The following is a 26,011-nucleotide window of genomic DNA, read 5'->3' as shown; positions in this document are numbered from 1 at the left end:
AATCTCCAAATAAATAATAGTTAATTTGGAGAAACACAACGCCCCACTGGGAAGTTGTATTTCCCCAGTGGGTGTAGTGTTTGACTTATTAAGCTTTTATATTGATCACAATAAATTCTGCATTAAAAGGATGTGTCACAGAATCATCTCTTAAATTTCCCATATAAGGGCGTATTAAGCTATGAAGCTGTGATAACTTTTCAAAGCTAACTTCTTGTGACTTCCATGATTGCCTAATAAGTCCTTGGTGCAAAATGTACGTTTCATATTCTCTCTTATCCGATGGTTCAACTGCTGTTTGATAAAGAAAGGTATTTATTCCTTCTATTTCTAACAGCGAATCTATCAATTGATTAGGAGCTTCAAATGAAAACGTTACTTTACTAGTAAGGTTATTAGCTAGGTAATCTCGCTCATATTTTTTCAATGAAAAATAAAAGTCATCCAGTACAGCAGTATCTACATAGTCTAACGTTCTATCTAAAAATCGAATTTCAAATTGATCTTCAGTAGAGTTATCTTGTAGATCTTCCCGTATTAGTAGCATAGCACGTACTTTTTCTCTGTATTCCTGAGACACTGCATTTAATAATGCTTCTCTGGTACATTCTAAAAATACATGGTTTAGCTGATTACCTACTTCATTAAAATCAGTACTCTCTTTAAATATCTGTAGGACTGTGTCTTCATCAGGTAATTGTCCCCGATTCTTCACAAAATCATACAAATCATAGGCTAGTAACGAATAACCTGTATTTACAATGTTTGCAATTGCTTTTGACATAATAATCTCCAAGATAATAATAAAATTGAAGATACTCCCACTGGGGAGTATCCCCAATGGGTGTGTTAAAGTTTTTTATTCTTCAGCTAGGTTAATTATCAGATAATCTGGTAAAAAGCTTTCTACATGAGGAATAAATCGGTTGAGCTATCACCATTTTTAATTACACTAAGAAGTTGATCATCATTGGGTAATGAATAACGCAGATCAGCTAAGCTTCGTGCAATTAAATAAGCTAATTTTGTATAATCACTGTTATACACAGTGTTCGATAGATCTAACATATTTTTTCTCCTAAAAAGAAGGAGAAACTTCCACCAGGGAAGTTTCTCCCTGGTGGGTGAGTTGTTTATTAAGCCGCTTTTGCCAGTAGTTGTTTAGCTAATGCCATTTCTACTGACTCACTGTCTGGATTTAAGCAATCTAAACCGCTATCAGGTATATCACCCGATGTACTTTGGGTAACCGCTATTTTTTTGGCCATGAGTTCTAAACAGTTTATCTGTGTCGTATCTCTATAACCTAAAAATAGCACTCTAACAGCCAGTGTTTGCCCTATCCGCCAAGACCTTCGGCTGGCTTGCATCATGGTGTACACACTCCAACCCGTCTGCATGAATACAATGGTAGGAAAGTCCAAAAGATCGAGTCCCGTTTTAACTTGTTCTGGATTGCAGATAAGTATATCAATGCCCTCATCTACTCGTGCCAAAATCCAGTCTTCGCGTTCCTCTGGTTTACACTTTAGGACGCCTACCTTAAAGCCTTCTCGCTCTAATATTGTCTTGAGTCTATGCGTTGTATCTCTGGTCTGTGTGTAGGTCGTATACACAAGAACACGTCGATTATTCGCTTTTTCCTCTCGGCAAATTCGGATCAGTTCCGCTTCTTTGGGCATGATGTCCACTGAAGTAAATAGGCTTTCAACTGTCGCCAATACTTTGTGTGTACCATCATCGTTTGTATCCCTTGGATGCGTTACTTCTTCCTCTCTAAAACAACAATCAGGCCATGCTAATAAGGTATTAAGTACTACACCTAGCAGCGAGGTATCCCCTCGTGCTAATGCTTTTTTCAATAAGGTAGTTAAGGTACCAACAAGGTAGTTATAAGCTTCTTGTTGGTCGTCTGTCATATCTACTTCAACAAACTCCTCGGTATAGTCAGGTAGTATATCTCCACCAATTTCCTTAAGTTTCAAGAAAACAGTGAAAGGTAGTACATACCGTAAAATACCTTTAGGACCAAAACCAGGAGCCTTAGAGGTACGATGGACCATTTTATTGCCCTTCGCTGTCTTGTGGCTTTCCCCTTGTTTTTCAGTAAAGATGTCTTTTAATACACCATGATCACGTTGGAATGCTGTTGAGGCTGTAGCTAGACTACCGCGTTCATTGGGCTTATACCCATCTTCAATCATTCTGCTCGTGATGACTCGAAACAGTAAGTAAAAGAGATCTGCTGCATAGCCTCCCATCAAGGTACCTGTCAGTAAGACAATTTTTCTTACTTTACTGGCAAGTACTCCCATTGCTTGGCCTTGAGCTGAACCTTCGTTCTTGTATTCGTGACCTTCATCCACGATCATTAGATCAAAGTAGCCTTGGGGTAAATAGCGTTTAATAAACTCTGAGGCTTGGTATCCACCCTGCCCAAAACTAAACTCTATTTTGCCCAAAGCACGTTCCATACGTACCGCTTGGCTATCATTAAAGACTAAGTCGCCTTGTTCATCCATTAGGTTAATAAAGTTATGTACATTGTCTACCAACATTTCCGCAATAAATTCAGTACCAAACGTATTGATGAGTTTGTTAGCTGTTGCAGAACCAATAGTAGGAATCTTGCACATTTCTTTAACCAGTTGCTTCCGAAAATCATGTTGCTCGATTTCTTCAGCCTTTGAACCTTTTTGTTTAACCTCGACTTTTTTGCCATTCATTAATGTCCAAAGCTTACTACCACAACTCTCACACTGTTGTTGATTTTTAATGTCATAAAACTCTTCAGGTGTGTAAGGTTGCTCTGTTTTTGGATTAATAATGTGACTAAAACAGTCTGGACAACAGGCTGCTGGTCTTATTTTAGTAAAGGTTTTTTGTGAAGCTTCATCCAAGTAACGTTCAACAAATCGTCCCTTTCTGCATACAGGTTGCCAATGGTAGCCCATACGCATTCTGACACGACCAAGAATATAAAACTCTGGCACATCTTCACTTTTAACCTTTAACGCTTCTCTGGCTTGCAGAAGCTTTGCTAATGTATCAGGACCATTCATTACCCATACTTTGGCATGGGGTACTGTTTCTAGTATTTCACGTCGCCATTTGTAAACTAAATGGGGTGGTGAAATAATTAATGATCGTTTATAACCTTCAGCAAATAATACTGCTGCGATCGTAATAGCCATCATCGACTTCCCAGAACCCATTTCTGCATTGATAATGGCCGCAGGTTCATTACGCTCTATTAAGAGCGCACAAACTGCTTGCACTATCTCTGCTTGGGCAGGAAATGGCTGACGACTCAGGTTATCCATTATCGCTTGGCGAATAGGATTGGCTTTTTCGGGTGTGTACACAGGTGGATTAGATTGTCCTAATGAGTCTAGTAGTTGGCCTTTAAAGGTATTAATAAATACACTAAGGTCTTGTACGAGTCCCTTACCTGGTATGTTTTGTATCGTTTGTAGTGCTGTGTTCATGTTGTTTCTCCAATAAAATAAGAAAAACAGGGCATGAACACAGCTACCCATAGGGTATTGTTCATACCCTGTGGGTTTATAAATGTTGTGTACACTGTACACAGTTTTTTTCATTAACCTATTGCTTCTATATCCCAATGGCTATAGTAAACAATTGATCTAGCATCACTATTTGGAATAGCAACGTTGGTCACTATATAATTATTAAAACCTGGCATAATCAGTGATTTATCATTATATTGTTCCCATCCTGTTTGGCGTTTAGCTTCTGCTAATGACTCTTTTGAATCAAAGTAGAGCCTAATCGTTAGATTGCAATAAGCTAACTTAGTGATACCTGTTAGCATAGGGCCTAATAACACACTACTTTGCTCATCTTCCTCATTAAAACGACCATACATTAACGTTAATACTTGTAACGCTTTAGTATTTTTTGTACTCATTGTGATGCCCTCTCTGCTTTTACATCAGGAGATACATCTATTTTTTCATAAACAATATCAAATACTCTTACCGCACCTTCAGTACAATTAATACCTAGACTATGATTATGATTCAAAGACAGTCTCCAATCAGTCTGCTTTAAAGCTTGTTGATAGGATTCTTCAGAATCAAATTGCACTGTTATGCTACTGTCTGTATCAAACATATAATTAAATGAAATATGTTTAACACCCATAAGTACACATTCATCTGCAACAAACTCACCTTCTAGGTCATGTCCATTAGATAAGGTAACAATAAAATTTTTTTCATTAGCACACATTACATACTCCAAAATAATTAGGGTATGAATGTACCCAAGGGTAATCACATACCCTGTGGGTTGTTAGTTATTTCATTCCTAATGATCTTGCTCTTACACATAGAGCATTATCAAAAAGAATTTTATGTTGATTACAGATGAGGAATTCTCCCTGTCTGTAAGTTTCAATGAGAGTAGGTTTATCCTCTGTATAAGTCCAACCTGTCAACTTAAGGGCTTTCAGGCAATCCTTTTTACTCCAAAAAGTTAAACGTACTCTATGTTTTTTAATATTAATGTATTTAATACCATCTAGTATCATTGCAGGTTTTTTATCCACACCTTCTCTTATACGTCTGTTAAACGTAACTTTAAAAGGCTGTGTCCAAAGCCCCCACGTTAATACTGTTTTAGTATTATCAATCATTTGTTGTAATTCAGACATTTGTCATTCCCTCCGATAAATTGGATAGAAGATCAAAGTCTCTATAAAAAGTCCGCTTAACTCGGATACCTTTCTCATGGATATCTGCAACTACGGTGTTAGCTTCTGCTGGTAAGCGTGCCCAATGAGTATGCTTTAATGCAAGTTTCATGGTTTGCTCACTGTTAAAAGTCACCCTTAGTTGCTTACCGTGTCCAGCTTCATTTGTAACACGAACACGTATAACACCATTAAGAAATATATCTACTAATGATATTTTTCCATCAAGCTCCACTGCATTAGTTAAATGAATACTATTACAGTATTGTGTTGCTATAGTCATTTTCATACCTCTTATTTCATTAAAATAAACATAAAAAAAGGGTATGAATCTCCTCACGGGTATTTTCATACCCGTTGAAGGGATTGCTTTGTAGTGCTTTTTAGTGAATAGCTAGTATTCTGAAGGCAATAACACGGTGGTTATATGCCCATCTTCATCACCATGCCATTCAGTGATAATCCAAATTTTCAAGCCAGTTTCTTGACTAAGGGTATAAGTGGACATAACACGCTCATAGAGGTGCCCATCTACCATCGCCTTAATGGCTCGATCATTTTGCTCGTTATCAGACGCATAACCATCGCCCCAATCACCTTGACCATGCCTTGTAACATAGGGCAATAAATCAAGACCTTGTTGAACAAGCGCATCAATACCTCTGGTCATTAGCAATCTACCTATTGGAAATAAAGTAGATAGACCAATTTCATCATTATTGACGTTTAGTTCTGGCTCTGGTTCTTTTACTGTAGTGATCGTGATGATTTTGCCTTTATAGGGTGAACCATCGGTCATATCCCATGCTTTGATGACTGGTACAAATTTATCTATCAGTGTTCTGATAAATGTTTTACTGCCATCTTGTTCGGTTTTCCACTCTGTGTGTTCTACCTTTTCTTTATGGGTATCACCTTTTACGATCAGTGTTTGGCCTGTTTCAGGTGAGTGAATAGGGCCTGATATTTCACCTGCCGATAGAGCCATTGCAATATGCCAGTCTCTAGGTTTGGTTACAGGTGGTCTTGGTACACTTTGTTTGTATTTCATGTGCAGATTAAAGTCTGGCCACAATCCTTTTAAGTTAGCTATTTCTCTGGCTAGTTCAGCAGAGTCCATAGTGACTTGATAAAAGTGTTGTAGTTCAGCTTTACTACTGGGTACAAGATACGATTCATAAGGCCAATCTTGGGGTAGTTCTTCTGCTTTCATTTCACCCTGGTATATTGCTTTGAATACACCAAGCATTTTTTTACGATCAGCTAAATCAAGATCAGATTTTTTAGTGCGTACACCAAAAATCACCACTTGTTTAAATTGTTTATCAACAGCTTCATAAACTCTCAATTGGGAGAAGTGGTTACAAAGCCAGGTGCTTACTTCATCGTCCAGTTGGTTGTAGGGAATAATGTAGGTCAATATTCCTCCATACTGGAGCATCGGATAGCTCTTTTGATAAAACAGTTTTTCTAACCGTTTTCGCCCTTTGCTTTGGTCATAAATAGCTCCGTTGTAACCAGGAGCCATATCACCATAGGGCGGATTTAAAAATAGGAGTCCAAAACTTGTGTTGCTGATCACTGTATCCATTAGGTCACTGCGTAAACAGTGGTCTACAAGGGTACTAGCATGATCAGCACGTTCACGGTTATATTCCACAGCATAAGCTTCAACGTTTTCACGTCCTAGATGATGCGCTATTTCTGCTATTGCTACACCTTCACCTGCGGTCGGATCGATGATCCTGATGCGTTGGTTTGGGTCTTTAGCAGCTAGTGCATTTAGAATACGCTCAATAGTAGCTTCATCTGTTGGGTAATAACCATTTCTTGCAAAGTTTGCGGCGACTCTTGGAAATATTAATGCCATACAAGCCTCCTTATTAATGCTGTAAGCCAGTATGGTAGGATGGATAAGTGGTTAATCTATTCCGTAGGATAAGATCACCAATAAGTTGTTCGAGCTTTGCTACATCCAGTTTTAGATGCATTCCCCCCACTTGTCCGAAAAGGGTTTTCAGATCCTCACACATTTTATGATCAATCAATAACGGTGTGATTTCTGTTTCCCAATGATCAAGCAGTGGTAATGGGCATAACTCTTTAATGACTGACCAATTATATTGCACAAATTCTTCTATAGGTATTTCACCACAGAGTAGAACTGATGCCGTATGATTAGCTTTGTCAGGCTTAATACAACTTTTATCAAATATCCAGGTATGTAATAAGGTGCCAAACTTGGTTTGTTTGTACGTTCTAGTAGAACGCTTTGTTAGCTCTTTAACATTGCCAACATAAACCCGTGTACGTACATCCTTTATTTTAAAAGTAAGGTATTCCAATCCAAACTCTTTGTCTTTTTTAGCTAAGGTAATGCGCGAATAAAGCTCTTGTAGTGCTGTATCACGTCCCCAAACTGATAAGAAGACTAGGTTATTGTATTTGTCTACCACACAAGCATCACACATGAGATCAGGTATTTCTTCTAATCTGTGGATGTGTTTTTCAGTAGAAGATGGTATTTCTTCTTTTCTGACTGCATTTGTTGTATTCATCATCTGCTCCAATTAGTTATTAATAAATAAAAGGAGCATTTACCCAGAGGCAAATGCCCCTAGAGGGTTAATAAGATGAAATTTAATTTATAGCCGCTTAATTTTGAATAAGCTGCATGATAAATCTTTGTTTATTGCGTAGTCTTCGATGATATGTTTTTACTTCTTTTCTCCACTCACTATTAATACCTGCATTAGCAAGTTTTAAATAGCTAACTGGACAACGGTAGTAATATGGACCTGCTGATTCAGTCATTGCATTGAATCCCCAACTGTTCCAACCTGATGAATAGTCTGGATGTTGAGAAATAATAATACAATGAATCTCTGTGGCCTTATCACCCACTTGTCGATTTCCATAAAAATCACATGCTTTTTTTAAAGTATACTCATTAACGGACCATAGGATGAACTCTCCTCGTTCTTTACGAATACAATGTTTAATTGTACGTACTGAACAATCGTCATCTTCCCAAGGCTTAGTTAATCTTTCTACTAAAGACTGTTTTGAATGTTCACAATATAACCATCCCATGATTTTTCCTCATAGTGTGGTCAGGATAATCCCGTGCTCGTGTCAGGGATACCCTGACGGGATTAATAATTATGAAGTGCTTTGGTTTAGTGGTTAATTACTAAATCCCAAAATTGTGTACGATAGTCAAATTCATAACCAAGTGCATTTAACCGAGCTTTCTGCATACGGATTGTTTCTCGATTACAAGTTGAATCTAGTTTTACACTAGTACCAAGTGGCCATAGTAAACCAAACAGCTTTTCATCATCAGATGAATTATCTGTTGTAGCTTCTACTGTAGACACATTAGTTTGTTTTGAATCTGCTTTATTCTTAGCAGGTTGAGAAGCTGCTTTAGAATGTTTTTTTGAAGTATCTGAAGTAAATGATTTTTCTTCTTCTAACGGATCTTGTGCATTCGTAGAAAAAGCTGCCTCATCTTCAGGTGTTAAGTCATCATTTTCGTTAAGTTCAAAGCTATTTAAATAAGCACGACACTCAACTACAAAACGATTACCATAACTATAATGTGAAGGTTTAATCTTATCTATCACAAATTGGCCTTGATACTTGCCCGATTTATACTGGTCAAGTTCTTTGTCTTTGACAACAAATTCGCCTATTGAGGTAGTAAGTTTTGCTGTATTAAATGGACCAAAACGTCCATCCAATGTAACAATGGTAAGTGTACCTGGGATAGTAATCATTATTAACTCCAATAAATAAAAAATAGATATTGGAGAAACACGAGTCCCAGTATTGAGGAAAGTATTTCCCCAATTTGATGGAATAATTTTTGTAAACACTGTTTACAAAATATATTTGTATGTAGAAAACCCCCATCACTGTAAAAACAGCAACCGCTGACGCTTCCGAGAGCTTTAGTCAGCTTACATTGACCATACAACAACGTTGTATCTGAACCTCAAAGGTCTAGGTTCACTGGGCATATGTCATCAACGATGACGATATGTACCTATTATTCTTAAAGTTATTATGAAATTTGTCAAGCATAAACTAAAAAACCGATCAAATGATCGGCTCTGTAGGTATTAATATTACTTAGTTAACGTCCAGTAATTACAACTTTTAGGTCAGTAATTAACTTATTTAGTTTAATTGGTATGAGTGCTATTACAATATCTTCCAATATTGACCTAATACCTCGCCAAGAGATACATCACATAGCTCTCTCTCATCCTCAAATAAAATATCAACTAGAATACTATCAGGACATTCAGTATACACTTGAGTAATGATACCTTTTCCATATTCTTTGTTAGATACTCTAATTTCAGCACCATTTTTAATCTGTTGCATAACATATTCATACGTTGATACTGGTTCTAAAATAAGATTGAATTGCTCCTCTGGTGTATTACCTGCTTCATCCATATCCTATAATGCTAATTGCTCTAACCAAAATTGTTTAGGCTCAATTTGATCATGTAATATATGTTTTAAATAGAGAGTATCGCTCATTTTTGTATTCCTATTTATTGCAGGAATATACCCCATCAGGGCATATTCCTGGTGGGGTAATGTATAATAATTAAATAAGTATAATTTCAATTCAAACATCAAAATAAACACTACTGGGCTTCATTCCTTTCTCAGTAAGTTGTTTAAAATGTTCTTTAATTATTAAATCTAAAGCTCTAGGCTTTACATTCTCTGCCTCCCAAACATCTAAATCAACTTTACGAAGTCGCTTTATAGCAGGGATTTCATATACATCATCTTCAATTACTAAAGGGGGTAGTTGTCTTAATCTTCTTTTCTGTGCTGAAGATTTTTTAACATCTACTACCTTAGTTTCAGCTGATATATTGGCAGATCCTACATTACCTACAGCTATATATTTGCTACCTATCCAAAGACCTGTTAATAGGCGTTTTAATAAGAGTATGATGGCTTCAATATCTGCACTTGTAATTCGCATGGTGTTTCTCCTTTTCACATAAATAAAAAAAGGGAAATACCCATCCCATAAGGAAAAAGTATTTCCCTTATGGGCAAGCAATTGCAAATTAGCAATTTTATATTTTTAGCTTTGGCTCTGGCTTAACTCTTACCAGTCCTCGTATTGATAAAAAATCATCTGTTGTAAAATTATCAGGTAATATAAAAATACCCTCTGAACACTCCAGAAACTTTTTACCTTTTACTTCAGATTTGGGCTCGTCTGCAAACATTTCACACTCAATAGCACAAATCCTTCTGAATGTAGCATCTAGTCTTTTTCGTTCTTCATCACTAAATGATTGTTTTTTAGTCTTAAAAACACTTAGCAATAAATGTTTAATAAAAAGATAAACCGATTTAATTACTTTCATGATCTTTCCTCTTAAATAAAATATTAAGGAAACACCAATCCCATAAAGGAAAAAGTATTTCCCTTATGGGGTTAAGCAATTACAAAACTATATTTATCATCCAAGAGATAGATGAGCAAATAGGTTTTTAAAATAATGGTTTTGGATTTTATACCCGACTCCATCTACTAAAGCTCCATGAAGCTCTATATCTGAAATCAGTTCCCAATCCTTATCACCTAGAATATCTCTTGCCATTTGACAGGAAATTGCATCAGTAAAACTTATATATATACTTGTTTTACCAATATCATGCTTATCAACATTCACTATGGTGATAGCAATTTTTCTAGGTTCAGTTTGATTAGCTTGCTCTATACATCCTTCAAAACACAAGCTATAAGATGATACGTTATCCATAAGTTTCTCCATATAAAAAACGGAGAAACACCTCACCGCATGGAAACAGGGAAATATTTCCCCGTTTGGGTGAGTAGATAATTTTTGTAAACACTGTTTACAAAATATATTTGTCTTTAGAAAACCCTCATCACTGTATAAAACAGCAACCGCTGACGCTTCCGAGAGCTTTAGTCAGCTTATATTGACCATACAACAACGTTGTACTGAACTTTAAAGGTCTTTAGCTCACTGGGCATATGTCATTAGCAATGACAATATGTAGCTATATTTTTAAAAGAATTAATATATTTGTCAAGCTCAATTCAAAAAAGAGTGAGTTAATAATTCTGTGTACACTGTACACAAAATTATTACTCTAAAAAACTATCCAATAAATTACTTTCTTTTACATTTTTCTTGTTGGAACCACTTTATTCAGTAGCTATTTTATGTTAAAAAGACAATAAGGATTTTTAATAATAGGAATTATCGTCATGATTACACAAGCAAAAGGAACATTACTACAAAGAACACGTAGAATGCTAGGTCGTGGCTATCAATTATTAACTATCCAAGAAATCAAATTAGCCAATGCTCTACAACGTAAGTTTTCATTCGGCTATCCTTTAGTTCGTATCTTAGGCTTTATTGTTAAATTAGCACTGGTTGCTGTTTTACTCTTTTTATTTGCATGGCTTTTAGTTATTGTATTAGCTATAGTTGCTTTTTTTGTTGCAGATTTCTCAAAAGAACGTCAAGAAAAAGAGAGAAAAGCACGAGAAGAAACTTATGGCACTATTGAGCATATGACAAAATACCCTACAATGTATGACAACTAAAAAAAGGCTGAATTGAATTCAGCCTTTTTTTATGATTTAAATTTTTAATTATTTAGGTTTACCTGTGGCAACTGTTTTTACTGCTGCTGTTGCTATTTGCTTTGTAACATTTGCTCCTGAAGCTGCTGCATCTCCTGCTGCACCAGATCCTTTTTCCATTAACCCTCCTACTGCACTACCCACATGATATCCTGCCCACGCCATTGCTGATAAGAAGAACATAGGTAACACAATAAATAATGAACCATTAACAAAATCCATTACCTGTGATTGTACAGTACCATCCATTGCTAAATTGGCTACGGGTATATAAGATTTTGCCATAGATCCCCAACTCTCATTTTTATACAGTGCGGTTAGTAGCGATGAATCCGCCCATCGTGCCAACTCCCACCAGAATGTTAAAAAATGTAAAGTGAACATGCCAAAGGTTATAGTAAATACAGTTTTTAAATTATAGGTACTGATGACCATTAATATAGGTAAAGCAATTATCATGGCCATAATTAAAAATGACTGTATCATGGGTAATGCAGTACGTATGGCATTCATTCTAGGATAGTATTGTGCCTTATCTACCAATAAACCAACGTTACTCACTGAATTATTAATACCATGACCAATACCATTCATATACCCTGGTCTACCACTTGCTCCATAGCCTTTAAATATTTCACCTGTGGACATGGCTTTCTTTTGGTGTTCAGGACTCACCAGTTGTCTTAAGGTAGCATTTTCTATATCTTTGGAACTGGACCAAGTAATCCATCCTTTTAGCCTTGTCCATAAGGTAGGATCTACTGCACTAACTAATCTAGCTCTAAGTCCAATGCCTGAATCAGCCCACCATTGTTTGCAGGTGGGATACCCTGCTCCATTGGCTACCCTTGCCCTACCTGAGTCTCGTGTCTCATTCCAAGGCCAACTTTTACGAGGAACCTTTGAGTAACTGGAGTCATAGTAGCCTGATGTATTGAGTAAGTAGTCAGAACCTATCCATTTCACATCATAGGCTTGTTCATCTGTTAAAGTAGGTTTGTTATGGAACAGTCTAGCTCGTGTTATGCCATAGCAGTCATTAGTAAAGTCATAAACTTCTTGCAATAACATGGGATCTTCAATACGAGTAGTATCCACTTCCATTGAGATTTGTCGTATATCTGGACTACAAGGAATTGAAGCGGTAGCTGCTGCGCTTATCCCTTTGCTGATGGAGTGTACTAAGAACCACCAAATAGGTACACTGGCTGATTGATCACCTATCATTTCAAAGCTTGTAGCATAACCTGTTTCACTCGGTTCAGGTACACTCACACCACAGGCAGTACTTCGACTGGAATCAAATTTCATATGTTCTAATGAAATATTTATGGTAGGCATACAACAAAAGATGATCACGACATAAGCAATAAAGAGTCTGTTTTCAATACGAGCAAGAGCTAATACACCTTTGTTACCCTCATCAGCTCCTTCCCCTCGTGCAGTTATCCATTCTTCTATCAAGATAGCTGCCAGTGGTAAGGCAAAAATACCTGAAGCAAAGAGTGTATTCCAGATACTATTATTGATTATCCAAGCCAGTAAGGTGAGGTAGTATTCTAAAAAACTATTAGTAGTCATTGATTATCCCCCATAGTTTGGAGCCTTCTACAGTAATAATCACTACGAATGCAATAATACCGAGGCGTTTTGTTTTCTCTATACCTGCTTGATTTGCTTTATTTCGATAGGTTTTAAATGTTGAGTACCAAATACTTGCAAGAATGACATAGATAAACAGTCGCCATAAATAGAGGTAAGGTGTTGCTGTTTTCAATGCTGTTTGCCATTGCAGTAGCCCACCAGATAACAATGTACCCAGTGAAGCCACTATGACTGCTGTAAACAACATTAATATACAAAGTCCTGTTAAACTCGTTAGGAGCTTTTTAGATATTTTCCATACGTTATTCATGGTTTACTCCTCTGATATACCAGAGCCTTTTTTGGTAGTATTTAGCTGATTAAAACGGTCTTTATTAGGATCATCGGCTTCAATATTTTTGGAGCTAACCGCATTGAGAGCATGTCGTTCAAGCACTGTTCTTGCTGTGTTATTAGCCAATGTTTGTCTTAAATCCAATTCCATTTTAATCAGTTCCATTTCATCTTTTAGATGTAAGATATTGCCTGATACTGCATCAGCGATTGGTTTCATTTCTTCAATACGTGGATTTTTAGAACCTGCTTGTAGAATACGTAGCAGCATAAAAGCTTTTTCAAGGACTGAAGCTAACGCTGTTTCAGAGGCAATACGTTGCGCTAAGATATTTTGATCGGGGTCGTCTCTTAAGGCTTCAATCACCCCTCTTGTTACAGGGAGCATACTACTGGAAACGAGTTTTAAGTTTTCTGCTGTCAGTGGTTTAGTACCTGATAGAAGCTCTTGCATAAGTTCAAGACGCTTTTCATATTCTTCTTGTACCAGTGGCGTTAAACCTGTACCACCTGTTGAATCACTTGTTTTACAGCCTTCACTACGACAAGTTTGTCGCTCTGATTCACCCAGTACTTGTTGAGCAAACTTTTCAGCATCTTCGGGTGATTGCCATAATGTACAGGCAGCACCTCCTTTACAATCGCCACTACTAATAGATGATTTATCATCTTCATCTCTGCTGTTAATTGCGTTGTAACCTGCTCTTACTGTGTCAGCTGTCACTCGAATAGGCTCTTGATTCTTACCACCTGCGGATAGTCCACCTAACCATGCAAGACCATTATCACCTAGATTTTTTTCAATACCTTCCATTGCTGAGACAGCATCTATACCTGATCCAGATCCGATGACTTCACTGATTCCTCCACCTGAAGCACCTAACATATCTTGCATAGCAAAACCATCAGCTGCTCCACCAAAAGCAACACTAGTTACAACATCAGCTAACGCAGCAGACATGGCCTGACAACCCAGTTTAGATTTATCAAAATCTAAACGTCCTTGTAATACACCATTAGAAAGTAATTCATAAAGACCAGGATTAGCGCGTTGAATTAACATGGCAGGTAAACTCGATACTGCACCTGTAGCCGCATCGACCACCTCTCCCATTAATTGCTGAAAGCCATTAGTAACGCCATTTAATTGATTTTGAACTGTGGCCATCATATCCATGTTTCCACAAATTAGATTACCGTTCCATTCAAGGCCTAACCCAATACTATTAGGCTTGGTATAAGTCAGTGGTACACCTGTAGCATTCCCCCCGCCAATGCTATACATCACATAGTCATCTATCACATCACCTGAAGCTGAAACTGCGTAATTATCAGCTAAAGCACCAGTAGAAATTAAAGTAGCCATTACGACTGTGAGTATCTTTTGTTTTTGCATGATCTTGTTTCCTTAACAATACATTATTTAATTAAAAACCTGTTGAACCTAAAAACTCTTGCCCTACTTGTTTGCAACAACGATAAGGTCGCCATAGAGCAAATACATAACTATCCCCTGCACTACGTGTAGTCATTTCACGATCTGGAAAAGCAGAGCAACTATCTTTTTGTTCTGGATAGAGTTGTTGCCAACGATGATTACTGGCGTCGTTTTCCATTACTGGGTCATTAGGTGGCCAATAACCATCTTTAGCAGAGGAAGCTTTGATTGGGGTATAGACGTGTGCTTGACCAGTACGCGTGGTTATATCTGCTGCTTTTTGAGCTGTTACAGCTGCTGCTTTAAAGTCATCTGTTTGGGTAATTAACCCCTCACGTGGAAAGATATTGCCCCACATATTGCCACTGGCCATACTGCCTACTTCACGTAGACCAGGAGCAAGTGATTCAGGATAAACCATCTCTGGAATACCAAATCGCCAACCTATAATATCTAAAGTACTTAAGAAGTAAGGATAGTAAGCAGTGGTAGTACTTTCACAGGTATAACCTAGTCCAACAGTCCCCAATAACGATCCACCAGGATGACCGATTACATCTGCGTTTTTAAAACGTGTTTGTGTATTTTTACCACTTGATGCAGTAGTAACATCCCCTCCACCTTCAGCACCTATACTGGTCGGACTCATCCCTGCTACGTCTGTCCAAGGATTTTTACCTGTATCAGCATAGGTAGATACAACTGCTTCTGGAACAAAATGTTTTACTTTTACAGAAGTACGTACTTTGCATTTCTTATCACAATCAAGCCAATAACAAACACCTACTGTTTGATAATCCATACAGGATGTTGAAGCTGCTGATTTCATCACTGTGGCAGTATCTAATCCACCACCGCTAGAGATACCTGGTATTTGAGCCAATGAGGATAAAGATAAGCCTATTAATAAAAAGAGTATTAATCGTTTCATGACCTACTCCTTATATTGTTTTACTAGTTGTATAGCTTGATTAACATCATTTATGCCATATACAACATACTGTTCATCTACCACTACAGCTGGCAGTTTAGTAACACCTAGTTGCCATGCCTTACTTAATCCAATGTAAGCATTCATTAGCTGATGTTGCATATTGGGATCTTGGATACGTTGTAGAGCTTGCTGCTTTGCTTCTACAGGGTCATTAGATAAACCTTCAGAAAGCTTTGCTTCTATGTGAGAGGGAGTATCTAAATAAATAATGGCGTGTTTACCAGTATTAGAAACAGGATGAGATTGATCAGTAAAAATTACTGTATCTGCATAGCTCAATATATTCATAAACACACTGAGCAGTGCCAATACAATTAAATGGATGGGTTTAAGTGGTGAAATAGTGTCAACCATAAGGCTTACCTCAAGATAGTAATATCAAAAAGATAAGCTTAGAGATTGGCAAAAAAATAACAGTAGCTAAATGAAAATTGCCTATTTTTATTTAGATGCTTTAGGTATTCTTCTGCAATTTTTTATTAGATAAATAATGGCATTGATTTTTGAACTGATTCTTACTAAACTAGGAACATATGAAGCATCAACACTATGCTTGTCAGCCCATCACTCAATTTAGAGTAGGCGAATATCCCTTCGAGATAATGTGTATTTTTCAATATCAACTAATCCTTATTAATTGCCATATAAGGGTGAAATGGGCTGCACATCCAACATGGCTAAACATAAGAGTTAGTTTATTATGTCAGATATAATCTTTCCCTCTGGTCTATCGAGCCAAAGAGCAAAAAAAAGAGCCAAAGAGCTTGTAAAATCAGGTCAATTTAAAAACCTATCTAAAGCCTTGGACTTTATTTCATTTAAAGAAATAGGAATGCCTTGGGCACTAGCAACTTATCAATTAAAATCAAATTATACAATTCCTATCAATCAAAACTATCTGATTACAACTACTGATATCGAACGTATCATGGAGCAAGAACCATTATTAACTCATCATGGTTTTGAATACGAAGATTTTTTTAGTGATTCTTTCTATCAAAGATATGAATATAGTTCACGAGAAAACTATCGTCAACGCTTTAAAGAAAAAAGAGAAAATTTAAAAAATGCTCTTGAAGAGTGCCAAAAATGCTGCTTATATTTACAACACCTTAATAAATTAAAAACTATACGTTATAGACTAGGTAGTTATGGTTTAAAATGGAGTGTTGAACAATATCATTACCAACGTGGTCTATCACATGATGATGCTTATGTTTCTAATGGATCTTTTATTTGTGCCGCAATTCATATGGGATTTAAAGTCATTCGAAAAACCTCCACTAGTCCGAATGCTTGGATTTGTGCCAGCGTAAACTCTGACATAATTTTATGGGAGAAATTTACACAAGACTGGTATACCTTATCCCCTAAAGAGGAAATACTTTTAAAAAAAATTAAGCAAAGGATTGGTATATTATAAATATGATATTCTATAGATAATATCTTAATATTTTTACGTTGGGCAATAAGCCCAACTATTTTTTAATCAGTTAATAGATTCCCTTATATTAATCCACACCTAAAAATCAGTAAACTTAAATTATGTGAATTGTTTTATCGCTAAATAACAAGAATGACTCATTATACGAGCAAATTCACAAGGTAGTGCATTACCAATTATTTGGCACGCTTGATCAATATAATCCGTAGCGAACTGATATGTATCTGGAAATGTTTGCAACCTAGCAGCCTCTCTTACAGAAATAGTTCTCATCTGAGATGGGTGACCAAATCTACCTTTACTCAGAGCTGTACACCCTCCAGTAATTGTAGGAGATATATTATCCCACTCCATTCTTGTATATATATTACTAAATCCTTTGTTATCACCTTGATGGCATTTAGGTCTTAAATGATCAGGAATAGTAAATCTTGTACCACCAGCTTTAAGGTATTTAAGTCGTGTTATATTTATATCCGAAATGTTTCTTATAATATGCCAGTTATATTTTTGAGGTCCACCTTTTGAATAGGATTGCTCTAACTTTAAGGGCTTTTTCAATCCAGATAATGCTTCTCTAACAGTCTTCCACTTTGGTAGGTTTTTACCTGTACGAGAATGTGTAGGTTTAGGAATCTTAATTTCAAATCCAAAACCTGCAAGTAATACAAAGCGTCGTCTATCTTGTGGTACACCATAATCAGCAACTTGCAATATATCAAAATTTACGATGTACCCTAATTTTTTTATATTATCAATGAACTCATTTAAATATGATGCCCCTCTTGTCAAAATACCTGGTACATTCTCAATCATTATTGCTTTTGGTTTAAGATCTTTTGTAAGTCTGAAAACCTGCATAATCAAAGCATTTCTTTGATCATCATTATTATACTTAGCTGTTAATTTAGAGAAGCTTTGACATGGAGGACAACCTGCTAAAAGATCTAACTCTCCCTTTTTAATATTAGCCTGTTTTAGAATTTCTGTAGAAGAAACAAATCGGATATCTTTTTCAATAACAAGGCTTTTTTTATGGTTAATACGAAAAGTTTCAGCAGCAATTGAATTGTTTTCAATAGCAGCTAAAACATTAAACCCTGCTTGACGAAGCCCTTCAGACAAGCCTCCTCCTCCAGAAAACAGGTCTATAGATGTAAGTATCATTACCTATCCTCCAAATCTTTCTTCACAACTTTTTTCTTAGTTTTTTCATTTATTTTTCTTTCTGTTCTATCAAAGATATCTTTTAATACTGAATCGGCATTTGCCATACGCATTAATAGTTCTTTTGCAGAATCTCCACCATACGCAATTACATCTTGTATACGTGCATCTTCATAATACTCTGATACGCCATGAAGCATAGAGGCCAATAATTCAAGATAGTCTTTTCTTGATTCTTTACATAATAAATCCCAAGTTATGATTTTATAATCAGGATCATTCGTCCTAACCGCATTCCCTGGATTTTCTCCAATTAGATAGCCCGTTACTTTTGCATCGGGATATATTTCTCTTAACCAATTAAAATATGTTTGTAATTGAGATAAGTGCTTATATTGTAATGGAATCAGAGGACTTTTTAGCTCTACAACATCCAATATAGTCTCATTATCATTTGAAAAAAAAGAGAAATCTGGTCTAGTATCAGAGTCTGGCTGTATAGCCAATTCCCCTTCTGTACCTCCATGTGATGGTAATGTACGATCTAAGCTAGCTTGTTTGGCCAAATTTTTTAGTGATATATTTGCATACATTTTTCCTTTATCTGAACCTAAAATCCATGGAAAACTTTCAAGTAGAGCCTGTAATTGGGGCTCAGTTCCATTTTTACTTAATTCATATAGTCGTGTGAGTGCATATATTTTTTGTGCTACAGTTACTGATAAAGACAATGATTCTGGTACAAGATGTTTATGTATTTTTTTAAGTATATCTAAAAACTCAGTTTCATTACCTTCTGAGTTTTTAATTTTATCCCAAAGTGATTGAATAATATTTCTAGTGGGTCGGTGCGTCCAAGCAGAAGTCAGATTATGTATTACTTCATTTTGTAATTGTTCATCCCTATAAATTTTAGGACTCATATTACAAACCATCTTTGTTATGGCCTCTCTTTCAGTTTCAGTAACTCTTAACTCACTTGGCAGCTCTCTAATTTTTAGATCAATTTTACCTTTATTGTTTTTTTCTTGATATTTTCTATAATCTTTTATCCATTTAGCAACTAAACCTGCTCCCCATTCATACATCAGAGCTGCATCATTATTATTCCAATTAATACTGGTTCGATCAGTAGAAATAATATCTTCATTTTCTAATTCATCTAACCAATCAGCCTCAATAACACCATACATATATCTGGTAGTAATTTCCCTTCCTTTTAAACCAAATACAAAGGGTCTGTCTTGAGCTATTTTTCCATGAGCATAAACTCCAACACCAGCTTGATCTTGGGGCCAATCTGCTTTATCTATAAAACCTACCCAGTATCTAACAACTCTATCTTTGTTATTTATATTAATAATTTCTTCTGTAGACCCTTGTTCTGGATATCTTACTACAAAATGTGGTAATGCTTCATTTTCAGTAACTTTTTTGTCATTAATATATACTGTAAAGTCGTCTCTTAGCAATGTCACTGTGAAACGTTGCCCTATTGATTCCATTAACGTACTAGGTGGTATACTACGTTTAATAGATAGATTATCCATAATAATTAATGTTCCATGACTATTCTCTATATCATCTATAAATTTTTTAACATAACCATGTGTATCATGTTGATGTAGAATAGATAACATCTCACTTATAGGAATACTTTCGGCTATTATTTTAGGTTCATAAATAGAATGACTATCAGTATTTTGTTGTGGGTTTTGTAATAATTCAGATAAATTTATTTCTAACCAGCAACATTTTTTATCTAGAGCGCTTACAGTTATTAAAGAAACTTTAGAGGCAATACCAAAGGGAGCTAATTTCCCTATTCCCTTTCGCCCCATCATCTTTCGACCTTTAGATGTTTCTTCATCAATATTATTTTCAGATCGTTTCTTTTTTCCGATAACTAAGTAATTATTAGCGAGTTCTTCATGGGTCATACCCAAGCCATTATCATATACTGCTAAATAATTATCATTTAGATCAATCCAAACTTTTTCTGCATCAGCATCCCATGAGTTTGATATTAACTCAGCAAGCACATTAGTAGGCTTATTTTGATATAGCTTCAAACCTAAGTGTTCAATTATATTATGGCTATACTTTAATTCTAATTTTGTTTTTTGCTTGCTATTCATATGTATTCCTTAACAGTTATTAAAATAAGATTTGTCGCTAATCAAATAATATTTCTTATTTACTCCCCCATAAAATGACATCAACAACATTCCTTAGTAGTTTTTTAAGCTTAATTTCTAATTCTGGATTAGACTCAACTATCTCATCAAATTGTGAAAACTCTTTCATAAATAGGGATCCTTTAGATTGTTTGATCTCAAGATCAACATTAAGAAATTCGCATAATTTTACGACACGCAAAGAAATAACTTTAAATTGATTACTTGTAATTCTTTGGACAAAATCTTTGTCTAACTTTACCACATCTCCAGATTCAATTTCTTTATAATATCTAGCATTAAAATAACTACAACAGCTTCTTAAAGACCATCCTTTCTTATCTATTGCCATAGATACAAGCTGACTAATTTCATATGTACTATACAAAAATTGATTCATATTATATTCATTAGTTTAAAATTTAAGTCTTAATATTATAAGACAATATAAAATCTTTTTCTACTTCTATAAGTAAATCTCTACTAACTTAACAAAATCAAGTTACGCTTAAATCAACAAGATATGTATCTAAATAAAAATCTCCAATATTTATTTAACTGTGTTTTTAAGAAATTAAAAGGCGTAAAAAGGCATTCAAAAGATTTGAAGGGAAAGGGCTATTTAAGGGAAGGGTTTATAAGGGAAAGGGGCTTACCCTTAAAAGGCTTTTTACGAGGTAAAAGGCTTTTGGCTCCGCCTCGCTACGCTCGTCGGAGAATACATGCTTAAGAAACTACTGGGAAAAATTGGAATCAATGTTGGTAAATCATTTACAGCTGAACCACATACTCTATCTGAAGGCTATTTATTACCTCAGTCTGCTGATCAATTACTAGCTACTGAATTACGTCAAGCATTGATTAATCATATTTGGCAGCATACGTCTTTATCTCGTGATAATTTCCAGAAGATTTATGTTAATCCTATTGAGAAATATGCTGCACTGGTGCAACAGTTCCCTGCTTCTGAAACACATCATCATGCGTATTTAGGTGGACTTCTTGATCATGGCTTAGAATTAGTGGGTCATGCGTTAAAGCTAAGACAAAGTTATTTATTACCCCCTGGTGCAGCACCAGAAGATCAGGCAGTACAAGGTGATGCTTGGACAGCTGCTATTGCTTATGGTGGTTTATTGCATGATATAGGTAAAATTGCAGTAGATATTGAAGTGCAATTACAAGATGGTTCACAGTGGCATCCTTGGTTGGGAGCTATTAAACAACCCTATCGTTTTAGGTACTTACAAAATAGAGATTATCACTTGCATGATATGGCAGTGGGTTTGTTATGCCATCATATTATTGATACTGATATGCTCAATTGGTTATGCAGTTATCAAGAGCTTTGGAGTAATTTTCTTAATTTAGTGGCAGGTAATTATGAGAATGCAGGGCTTTTAGGTGAGATCGTAGATAAAGCCGATAGAGTTTCTACTGCTAAAAATATTGGGGCTAATCCTGAAAAAGCTATTGCTGCTCCTGTTAACTCTCTCCAGAAGAAGTTGATTACAGGCCTTAAGCAGTTAATTAAGACTCAGTTTAATATTAATAAAACACCTGGTAATGGTTGGCTTACTCAGGATGGTTTATGGTTAATGAGTAAGACCACAGCAGATAGTTTAAGAGCTTATTTACTGTCTCAAGGGTTTGATGGTATTCCTTCTAAAAATAGTATTTTATTTGATGAGTTACAATCCTATCAAATTATTCAAGCTAACCCAGTGGATGATAGAGCTATTTGGACAGTTGCAGTGAGTGATGAAACGGGTAAATGGCAACAAGAGTTTAGTTTAATTAAGGTGAATCCTTCTCTCATTTGGGCTTCCGATGAGAAACCAGAGTTATTTAAAGGTCAAATTGAAGTTATCCAAAAAGAGGAAACTAATCCAACAACTACAAAAGCTGTTAATAAAACAGTAACTAATAAGAAAGTTGCAGATAATTTTAATTTTGATGAATTAGCTAATATAACTAATACAGTTAATGTAGCTAGCCCGTCCCCCACCCCATTAAATTTGTCTAAGACTAATGCAGATGATGATACTGATGATATTTTATCGTTGTTTGATATGGATACTAATGAAGTAGTTGCTGAAAATACTTTAACGGTAAGTATTGATAATCAATCCATAGAAGAACCGTCAATTGAAGTTAGTTTATTTGATAGTAATTTTGATGGTAATAATGCCACTGAAGTGGTTGATGCTTGTGTAGATTTATATCTTAATGATAATTCTACAGCTGCTCTCGACTCTTCCAATCTAGTCTTTAACTTAGATGAACCTTTGACTAAGACTTCATTAGGGGAAATGTTTATTCAGTGGTTAAAACAACGTATTAGTACACATAAACTAAAAATCAATGATGCCGATGCTAAGGTGCATATCATCCAAGATAAATTATTTATTGTCTCTCCTAGTATTTTTCAACGCTTTTCTTTTGAATATCCTGAATTAGCAAAGGTGATTGATAACAATAAAAAAGAGCCTTGGAAAGTCATTCAAAGCAGTTTTGAACGACTAAAAATACATATTAAACGAGAAGATGATCTTAATATCTGGCAATGCAGTGTGATAGGACCTAGAAAAAAAGGACAAATCATTAAAGGGTATCTACTTAAGACTTCTTTAGTGTTTACCGAGTTCACACCAAATAACAATCCATTCCTTGAATTAATAACAGAGGCCTGATCTAATGCAATGGTATAGCTTATTAAATAAATTGGCAGTCTGTTTTATCTTATCTAAAAATAGAGTAATTATTCAAGTAAAATATTCTTATTTACATGTAATTTTTATCTTTTATTACAGGTATAAAAATAGTATAGTAAAACCATCGGATAACCTGATAATCAATCAAGGAGGTCAATATGATTATGATGTTATTTTCTCCTTTTATTTCTCTACTCAACATAGTGTCTACGCAGCAGTAGATACACCCACCCTTGTAGAAATTTTTGCATGGTTGGATATAGCAGGTAGTAGTAGGCCTTCTCTTTTCACCAGGAGTATGCAACGAGACAAGCCAAGGAAAACGGGCAGGGATTGCTGTCGTCAGCTACTTAAGAAATACCGCCTTATCTGTCAATCCACCGATTTGACTTTGAATTAACTGTTAAATTGGAGGAATTGCTATGACTTTTTCTAGCATTTTAACCTATCAAATGTTACTTGAAAGCTATCTCGCTACTCGTGTTATTCGCCCTAGTACTGAAAGCAGTTACAGAGCGAGTATCAGAAAGCTTGAAAATGGTTTAGCGAGTTATTGCGCTGATAAATGGATTAAGTTTGATACTGACGTAAACAGTCTTACACAATCTCAAGTAGCGAAATGGCGAAGCTATGAATTAGTAAATGGACTCTGTGCCAATAGTTGGAACACTCATGTGAGGCACTTAAAAGCTATTTTTAATCATGCTATTGATGTGGGCTTATTAACAATGGATCGCAATCCATTTTATAAGATGGCCATTACTTCACCTAACAAAAGGAAAAAGACGCTATCGTTGCATCAGGTAACACAAGCGAGACTGTTTTTAGCAGGTGCACAACTGGATGAGGAGAAAGGCAAAGAGGTAGGAAAACTACATCCTGTGTGGTTCTGGCAAACAGTCTTTGAAACCTTTTACTATACTGGGATGAGACGTAATCAACTGATACACTTAAAAGTGGGTGATGTTCACTTGAAGAACCAGTTGATTAAGATCCGTATAGAAGGTTCTAAAACATGGCGTGAGTATGAGATTCCTATTAGCAATCAACTACTGCCCTATTTAGAACAATTGTTATGGCGAGCGAGTTTATTGAGCTTTAAAGCAGAGGATCAGCTGTTTAATGTGAATCGCTTTAGTGAACATAAAAACTCTCGCATGAGTAAAGTAATGACAGTGGATCGGGTTTCTAATGTGTTTGAGTATATATCAAAGCGAATAGGTATACAGGTTTCACCTCATCGTTTTCGACATACACTGGGTACGGATTTAATGAAGGAGCCTGAACGTAATTTACATTTAGTAAAAGAATTATTAGGCCATACCAATATCAAGACAACCCTTGAATATGTAGAACCTGATTTAAATTCTATTAAAACGTTACTTGATCACAGAGGCTAACATAAAGCCTGTTTATAGGAGGATAGCATCTATTGAAATTAATTGATTAATGGGATAAGTTTAATAACTTATTAATTACACTAACATTGTAAAAAGAAAAACGCCTACAGAAATATCTTGATAAATTTCTGTAGGCGTTATATTCTGAAAGGGCACGTTTTATACAGAGACACGTACAGCTTTCTTTAGACATAATAGACCGCCATCCATTATGTTAAAAGTGGTGGGTCGTATAGGATTCGAACCTATGACCAATTGGTTAAAAGCCAACTGCTCTACCGACTGAGCTAACGACCCAAATCTTTTAAGATTTGGTCGGAGTAGAGAGACTCGAACTCCCGACATCCTGCTCCCAAAGCAGGCGCGCTACCAACTGCGCTATACTCCGAAATTTGGCTCCGCGACCTGGGCTCGAACCAGGGACCCAATGATTAACAGTCATTTGCTCTGCCGACTGAGCTATCGCGGAATCATTTAAACTTACCTTAGAAAGGTTGTTTTATGTTGCCTCTCAAGGTGGGCGCCATTTTACGGATTTTTAAAAATGTGTCAACTCTTTTTTTAATTAAATATAAAATTTTTTAAAAATCATACTAATTGATATACTCTGTTGTCATTATACCTTTATTTGAGGAATAGTTGTGACACGTATTAAAATCTGTGGGATCACTCGTGTAGAAGATGCTTTAGCTGCTGTTGAAGCAGGTGCTGATGCAATAGGTTTAGTATTTTATGCTCCCAGCCCACGCGCTGTAACCATAGACCAAGCGGAAAAAATCTGTAAAGCATTACCTCCTTTTATTACTACAGTAGGTTTATTTGTTAATGCTTCCTATGAGGAAGTATCTGTTATATCTAGTAAACTGTCTTTAGGCTTATTACAATTTCATGGCGAGGAATCAGCAGCATATTGTGAGCAATTTAATCAACCATGGATAAAAGCATTAAGAGTACAACCTTCTACTAATATCAGAGAAGCTATGCAACCTTATAATAAAGCACAAGGTATTTTATTAGATAGTTATGTTGCTGGTGTACAAGGCGGGACAGGTACTACTTTTGATTGGTCATTAATTCCTCAACAAACAGAAAAACCTATTGTATTAGCAGGCGGTTTAACTATAGAGAACGTCCAACAGGCTGTACAAATAGTTAAGCCTTATGCTGTCGATGTAAGTGGTGGCGTTGAAATCACTAAAGGTATTAAAGATCATAATAAAATAAAAGCCTTTATTAATAAGGTAAAAAGCAGTTTATAATGATTTAATTAAAGATTTATAACAGAAATAAATAACTTTTTTAGATAATTCGGGTTAAAATAGCTCTTTTATAATTATTAGGTGTACTATCTT

28 protein-coding genes and 3 tRNA genes are annotated in these 26,011 nt (G+C 35.8%); 5 read left to right on the top strand and 26 right to left on the bottom strand.

All coding sequences use genetic code 11. The annotated features are described in order from the left end of the window. Nucleotides 1–88 precede the first annotated feature (88 nt). From MTZ49_RS10675 to MTZ49_RS10605, 15 genes are all read right to left on the bottom strand, one after another. Complete coding sequence (locus MTZ49_RS10675) at nt 89–784, bottom strand: hypothetical protein (protein ID WP_264745534.1); 696 nt, start codon at nt 782–784, stop codon at nt 89–91. A 122-nt stretch (nt 785–906) separates the two neighbouring features. Continuing rightward, nucleotides 907–1,068: a hypothetical protein gene (locus tag MTZ49_RS10670; protein WP_264745533.1), complete on the bottom strand. Its 162-nt coding sequence runs from the start codon at nt 1,066–1,068 to the stop codon at nt 907–909. A 68-nt stretch (nt 1,069–1,136) separates the two neighbouring features. After that, nucleotides 1,137–3,488 carry a DEAD/DEAH box helicase family protein gene (locus tag MTZ49_RS10665; RefSeq protein ID WP_264745532.1) on the bottom strand — a complete coding sequence of 784 codons (2,352 nt, stop codon included), beginning with the start codon at nt 3,486–3,488 and terminating at the stop codon, nt 1,137–1,139. Between the two features lie 113 nt (nt 3,489–3,601). Continuing rightward, on the bottom strand, nt 3,602–3,931 hold the full coding sequence (locus tag MTZ49_RS10660; protein WP_264745531.1) for a hypothetical protein: 330 nt from the start codon (nt 3,929–3,931) through the stop codon (nt 3,602–3,604). Then, nucleotides 3,928–4,254 carry a hypothetical protein gene (locus MTZ49_RS10655; protein WP_264745530.1) on the bottom strand — a complete coding sequence of 109 codons (327 nt, stop codon included), beginning with the start codon at nt 4,252–4,254 and terminating at the stop codon, nt 3,928–3,930. Before MTZ49_RS10655 ends, MTZ49_RS10660 begins: the two co-directional genes overlap by 4 nt. Before the next feature lie 67 nt (nt 4,255–4,321). Next, a complete protein-coding gene (locus MTZ49_RS10650) occupies nt 4,322–4,678 on the bottom strand; it encodes a hypothetical protein (RefSeq protein WP_264745529.1) in 357 nt (118 codons plus the stop codon). Next, the gene (locus MTZ49_RS10645) at nt 4,671–5,000 is read right to left on the bottom strand and encodes a hypothetical protein (protein ID WP_264745528.1); all 330 of its coding nucleotides are present in this window, start codon (nt 4,998–5,000) and stop codon (nt 4,671–4,673) included. The genes MTZ49_RS10650 and MTZ49_RS10645 overlap by 8 nt, the downstream gene beginning before the upstream one ends. Before the next feature lie 111 nt (nt 5,001–5,111). After that, nucleotides 5,112–6,587, bottom strand: coding sequence for a DUF6094 domain-containing protein (locus MTZ49_RS10640; RefSeq protein ID WP_264745527.1), 1,476 nt, complete (start codon nt 6,585–6,587; stop codon nt 5,112–5,114). 13 nt (nt 6,588–6,600) lie between these two features. Continuing rightward, complete coding sequence (locus MTZ49_RS10635) at nt 6,601–7,278, bottom strand: hypothetical protein (protein WP_264745526.1); 678 nt, start codon at nt 7,276–7,278, stop codon at nt 6,601–6,603. A gap of 94 nt (nt 7,279–7,372) precedes the next feature. Further along, a complete protein-coding gene (locus MTZ49_RS10630; protein WP_264745525.1) occupies nt 7,373–7,810 on the bottom strand; it encodes a hypothetical protein in 438 nt (145 codons plus the stop codon). A gap of 86 nt (nt 7,811–7,896) precedes the next feature. Continuing rightward, a complete protein-coding gene (locus MTZ49_RS10625; RefSeq protein WP_264745524.1) occupies nt 7,897–8,499 on the bottom strand; it encodes a DUF3275 family protein in 603 nt (200 codons plus the stop codon). Nucleotides 8,500–8,926: 427 nt separating this feature from the next. Then, nucleotides 8,927–9,187 (bottom strand): hypothetical protein, encoded by a 261-nt coding sequence (locus MTZ49_RS10620; RefSeq protein WP_264745523.1) that lies wholly within the window; start codon nt 9,185–9,187, stop codon nt 8,927–8,929. 178 nt (nt 9,188–9,365) lie between these two features. Continuing rightward, nucleotides 9,366–9,734 carry a hypothetical protein gene (locus MTZ49_RS10615; RefSeq protein ID WP_264745522.1) on the bottom strand — a complete coding sequence of 123 codons (369 nt, stop codon included), beginning with the start codon at nt 9,732–9,734 and terminating at the stop codon, nt 9,366–9,368. A gap of 97 nt (nt 9,735–9,831) precedes the next feature. Continuing rightward, entirely contained in the window at nt 9,832–10,128 is a 297-nt protein-coding gene (locus MTZ49_RS10610; protein ID WP_264745521.1) for a hypothetical protein, read from the bottom strand. A 96-nt stretch (nt 10,129–10,224) separates the two neighbouring features. Continuing rightward, nucleotides 10,225–10,527: a hypothetical protein gene (locus MTZ49_RS10605; RefSeq protein ID WP_264745520.1), complete on the bottom strand. Its 303-nt coding sequence runs from the start codon at nt 10,525–10,527 to the stop codon at nt 10,225–10,227. Between the two features lie 476 nt (nt 10,528–11,003). On the opposite strand from MTZ49_RS10605, the gene MTZ49_RS10600 reads away from it, so the two are divergent. Beyond that, nucleotides 11,004–11,348 (top strand): DUF3742 family protein, encoded by a 345-nt coding sequence (locus tag MTZ49_RS10600; RefSeq protein WP_264745519.1) that lies wholly within the window; start codon nt 11,004–11,006, stop codon nt 11,346–11,348. A 48-nt stretch (nt 11,349–11,396) separates the two neighbouring features. Here MTZ49_RS10600 and MTZ49_RS10595 read toward each other — a convergent pair whose 3' ends face one another. Genes MTZ49_RS10595 through MTZ49_RS10575 form a run of 5 tightly spaced genes read right to left on the bottom strand, consistent with a single transcriptional unit; the run spans nt 11,397 to nt 16,111 of the window. Then, complete coding sequence (locus MTZ49_RS10595) at nt 11,397–12,968, bottom strand: conjugal transfer protein TraG N-terminal domain-containing protein (RefSeq protein WP_264745518.1); 1,572 nt, start codon at nt 12,966–12,968, stop codon at nt 11,397–11,399. After that, a complete protein-coding gene (locus MTZ49_RS10590; protein ID WP_264745517.1) occupies nt 12,958–13,302 on the bottom strand; it encodes a hypothetical protein in 345 nt (114 codons plus the stop codon). The genes MTZ49_RS10595 and MTZ49_RS10590 overlap by 11 nt, the downstream gene beginning before the upstream one ends. A 3-nt stretch (nt 13,303–13,305) precedes the next feature. Continuing rightward, nucleotides 13,306–14,721 carry an integrating conjugative element protein gene (locus tag MTZ49_RS10585; RefSeq protein ID WP_264745516.1) on the bottom strand — a complete coding sequence of 472 codons (1,416 nt, stop codon included), beginning with the start codon at nt 14,719–14,721 and terminating at the stop codon, nt 13,306–13,308. A 31-nt stretch (nt 14,722–14,752) separates the two neighbouring features. Next, nucleotides 14,753–15,694 carry a TIGR03756 family integrating conjugative element protein gene (locus MTZ49_RS10580; RefSeq protein ID WP_264745515.1) on the bottom strand — a complete coding sequence of 314 codons (942 nt, stop codon included), beginning with the start codon at nt 15,692–15,694 and terminating at the stop codon, nt 14,753–14,755. 3 nt (nt 15,695–15,697) lie between these two features. Then, entirely contained in the window at nt 15,698–16,111 is a 414-nt protein-coding gene (locus MTZ49_RS10575; RefSeq protein WP_264745514.1) for a TIGR03757 family integrating conjugative element protein, read from the bottom strand. Between the two features lie 346 nt (nt 16,112–16,457). Between MTZ49_RS10575 and MTZ49_RS10570 the strand changes: the two genes are divergently transcribed. Continuing rightward, entirely contained in the window at nt 16,458–17,180 is a 723-nt protein-coding gene (locus MTZ49_RS10570) for a hypothetical protein (RefSeq protein ID WP_264745513.1), read from the top strand. Nucleotides 17,181–17,300: 120 nt separating this feature from the next. Here MTZ49_RS10570 and MTZ49_RS10565 read toward each other — a convergent pair whose 3' ends face one another. From MTZ49_RS10565 to MTZ49_RS10555, 3 genes are read right to left on the bottom strand one after another with little or no spacing between them, the layout of a single operon-like run. Then, the gene (locus tag MTZ49_RS10565; RefSeq protein WP_264745512.1) at nt 17,301–18,368 is read right to left on the bottom strand and encodes a DNA cytosine methyltransferase; all 1,068 of its coding nucleotides are present in this window, start codon (nt 18,366–18,368) and stop codon (nt 17,301–17,303) included. Then, entirely contained in the window at nt 18,368–20,506 is a 2,139-nt protein-coding gene (locus MTZ49_RS10560; RefSeq protein WP_264745511.1) for an ATP-binding protein, read from the bottom strand. The genes MTZ49_RS10565 and MTZ49_RS10560 overlap by 1 nt, the downstream gene beginning before the upstream one ends. Before the next feature lie 55 nt (nt 20,507–20,561). Beyond that, nucleotides 20,562–20,945 carry a hypothetical protein gene (locus tag MTZ49_RS10555; protein WP_264745510.1) on the bottom strand — a complete coding sequence of 128 codons (384 nt, stop codon included), beginning with the start codon at nt 20,943–20,945 and terminating at the stop codon, nt 20,562–20,564. A gap of 322 nt (nt 20,946–21,267) precedes the next feature. Between MTZ49_RS10555 and mobH the strand changes: the two genes are divergently transcribed. Beyond that, nucleotides 21,268–23,238 carry a MobH family relaxase gene (gene mobH / locus MTZ49_RS10550; RefSeq protein ID WP_264745509.1) on the top strand — a complete coding sequence of 657 codons (1,971 nt, stop codon included), beginning with the start codon at nt 21,268–21,270 and terminating at the stop codon, nt 23,236–23,238. A gap of 443 nt (nt 23,239–23,681) precedes the next feature. Beyond that, nucleotides 23,682–24,659 carry a tyrosine-type recombinase/integrase gene (locus MTZ49_RS10545; protein WP_264745508.1) on the top strand — a complete coding sequence of 326 codons (978 nt, stop codon included), beginning with the start codon at nt 23,682–23,684 and terminating at the stop codon, nt 24,657–24,659. 221 nt (nt 24,660–24,880) lie between these two features. Here MTZ49_RS10545 and MTZ49_RS10540 read toward each other — a convergent pair. The 3 genes from MTZ49_RS10540 to MTZ49_RS10530 form a co-directional block, all read right to left on the bottom strand. After that, nucleotides 24,881–24,956, bottom strand: a tRNA-Lys gene (locus tag MTZ49_RS10540). Between the two features lie 15 nt (nt 24,957–24,971). Further along, nucleotides 24,972–25,047 (bottom strand) — tRNA-Pro (locus tag MTZ49_RS10535). A gap of 5 nt (nt 25,048–25,052) precedes the next feature. Beyond that, nucleotides 25,053–25,128 (bottom strand) — tRNA-Asn (locus MTZ49_RS10530). Nucleotides 25,129–25,294: 166 nt separating this feature from the next. Between MTZ49_RS10530 and MTZ49_RS10525 the strand changes: the two genes are divergently transcribed. Next, entirely contained in the window at nt 25,295–25,918 is a 624-nt protein-coding gene (locus MTZ49_RS10525; protein WP_264747872.1) for a phosphoribosylanthranilate isomerase, read from the top strand. Nucleotides 25,919–26,011 lie beyond the last annotated feature (93 nt).

This window comes from Entomomonas sp. E2T0 (assembly GCF_025985425.1).
GTDB lineage: Bacteria > Pseudomonadota > Gammaproteobacteria > Pseudomonadales > Pseudomonadaceae > Entomomonas.
The sequence above is the reverse complement of the archived record's forward strand: the minus strand, read 5'-3'. Positions and strand labels throughout refer to the sequence as shown.

What these genes read in the sequence shown, in the direction of transcription:
- MTZ49_RS10650 (WP_264745529.1), bottom strand. Translation starts at nt 4,678, where the DNA reads ATGTCTGAATTACAACAAATGATTGATAATACTAAAACAGTATTAACG.
- MTZ49_RS10620 (WP_264745523.1), bottom strand. Translation starts at nt 9,187, where the DNA reads ATGGATGAAGCAGGTAATACACCAGAGGAGCAATTCAATCTTATTTTA.
- MTZ49_RS10630 (WP_264745525.1), bottom strand. Translation starts at nt 7,810, where the DNA reads ATGGGATGGTTATATTGTGAACATTCAAAACAGTCTTTAGTAGAAAGA.
- MTZ49_RS10645 (WP_264745528.1), bottom strand. Translation starts at nt 5,000, where the DNA reads ATGACTATAGCAACACAATACTGTAATAGTATTCATTTAACTAATGCA.
- MTZ49_RS10545 (WP_264745508.1), top strand. Translation starts at nt 23,682, where the DNA reads ATGACTTTTTCTAGCATTTTAACCTATCAAATGTTACTTGAAAGCTAT.
- MTZ49_RS10660 (WP_264745531.1), bottom strand. Translation starts at nt 3,931, where the DNA reads ATGAGTACAAAAAATACTAAAGCGTTACAAGTATTAACGTTAATGTAT.
- MTZ49_RS10670 (WP_264745533.1), bottom strand. Translation starts at nt 1,068, where the DNA reads ATGTTAGATCTATCGAACACTGTGTATAACAGTGATTATACAAAATTA.
- MTZ49_RS10655 (WP_264745530.1), bottom strand. Translation starts at nt 4,254, where the DNA reads ATGTGTGCTAATGAAAAAAATTTTATTGTTACCTTATCTAATGGACAT.
- MTZ49_RS10640 (WP_264745527.1), bottom strand. Translation starts at nt 6,587, where the DNA reads ATGGCATTAATATTTCCAAGAGTCGCCGCAAACTTTGCAAGAAATGGT.
- MTZ49_RS10615 (WP_264745522.1), bottom strand. Translation starts at nt 9,734, where the DNA reads ATGCGAATTACAAGTGCAGATATTGAAGCCATCATACTCTTATTAAAA.
- MTZ49_RS10585 (WP_264745516.1), bottom strand. Translation starts at nt 14,721, where the DNA reads ATGCAAAAACAAAAGATACTCACAGTCGTAATGGCTACTTTAATTTCT.
- MTZ49_RS10675 (WP_264745534.1), bottom strand. Translation starts at nt 784, where the DNA reads ATGTCAAAAGCAATTGCAAACATTGTAAATACAGGTTATTCGTTACTA.
- MTZ49_RS10635 (WP_264745526.1), bottom strand. Translation starts at nt 7,278, where the DNA reads ATGATGAATACAACAAATGCAGTCAGAAAAGAAGAAATACCATCTTCT.
- MTZ49_RS10580 (WP_264745515.1), bottom strand. Translation starts at nt 15,694, where the DNA reads ATGAAACGATTAATACTCTTTTTATTAATAGGCTTATCTTTATCCTCA.
- MTZ49_RS10610 (WP_264745521.1), bottom strand. Translation starts at nt 10,128, where the DNA reads ATGAAAGTAATTAAATCGGTTTATCTTTTTATTAAACATTTATTGCTA.
- MTZ49_RS10590 (WP_264745517.1), bottom strand. Translation starts at nt 13,302, where the DNA reads ATGAATAACGTATGGAAAATATCTAAAAAGCTCCTAACGAGTTTAACA.
- MTZ49_RS10555 (WP_264745510.1), bottom strand. Translation starts at nt 20,945, where the DNA reads ATGAATCAATTTTTGTATAGTACATATGAAATTAGTCAGCTTGTATCT.
- MTZ49_RS10600 (WP_264745519.1), top strand. Translation starts at nt 11,004, where the DNA reads ATGATTACACAAGCAAAAGGAACATTACTACAAAGAACACGTAGAATG.
- MTZ49_RS10560 (WP_264745511.1), bottom strand. Translation starts at nt 20,506, where the DNA reads ATGAATAGCAAGCAAAAAACAAAATTAGAATTAAAGTATAGCCATAAT.
- MTZ49_RS10625 (WP_264745524.1), bottom strand. Translation starts at nt 8,499, where the DNA reads ATGATTACTATCCCAGGTACACTTACCATTGTTACATTGGATGGACGT.
- MTZ49_RS10605 (WP_264745520.1), bottom strand. Translation starts at nt 10,527, where the DNA reads ATGGATAACGTATCATCTTATAGCTTGTGTTTTGAAGGATGTATAGAG.
- MTZ49_RS10565 (WP_264745512.1), bottom strand. Translation starts at nt 18,368, where the DNA reads ATGATACTTACATCTATAGACCTGTTTTCTGGAGGAGGAGGCTTGTCT.
- MTZ49_RS10570 (WP_264745513.1), top strand. Translation starts at nt 16,458, where the DNA reads ATGTCAGATATAATCTTTCCCTCTGGTCTATCGAGCCAAAGAGCAAAA.
- MTZ49_RS10665 (WP_264745532.1), bottom strand. Translation starts at nt 3,488, where the DNA reads ATGAACACAGCACTACAAACGATACAAAACATACCAGGTAAGGGACTC.
- MTZ49_RS10595 (WP_264745518.1), bottom strand. Translation starts at nt 12,968, where the DNA reads ATGACTACTAATAGTTTTTTAGAATACTACCTCACCTTACTGGCTTGG.
- MTZ49_RS10575 (WP_264745514.1), bottom strand. Translation starts at nt 16,111, where the DNA reads ATGGTTGACACTATTTCACCACTTAAACCCATCCATTTAATTGTATTG.
- mobH (WP_264745509.1), top strand. Translation starts at nt 21,268, where the DNA reads ATGCTTAAGAAACTACTGGGAAAAATTGGAATCAATGTTGGTAAATCA.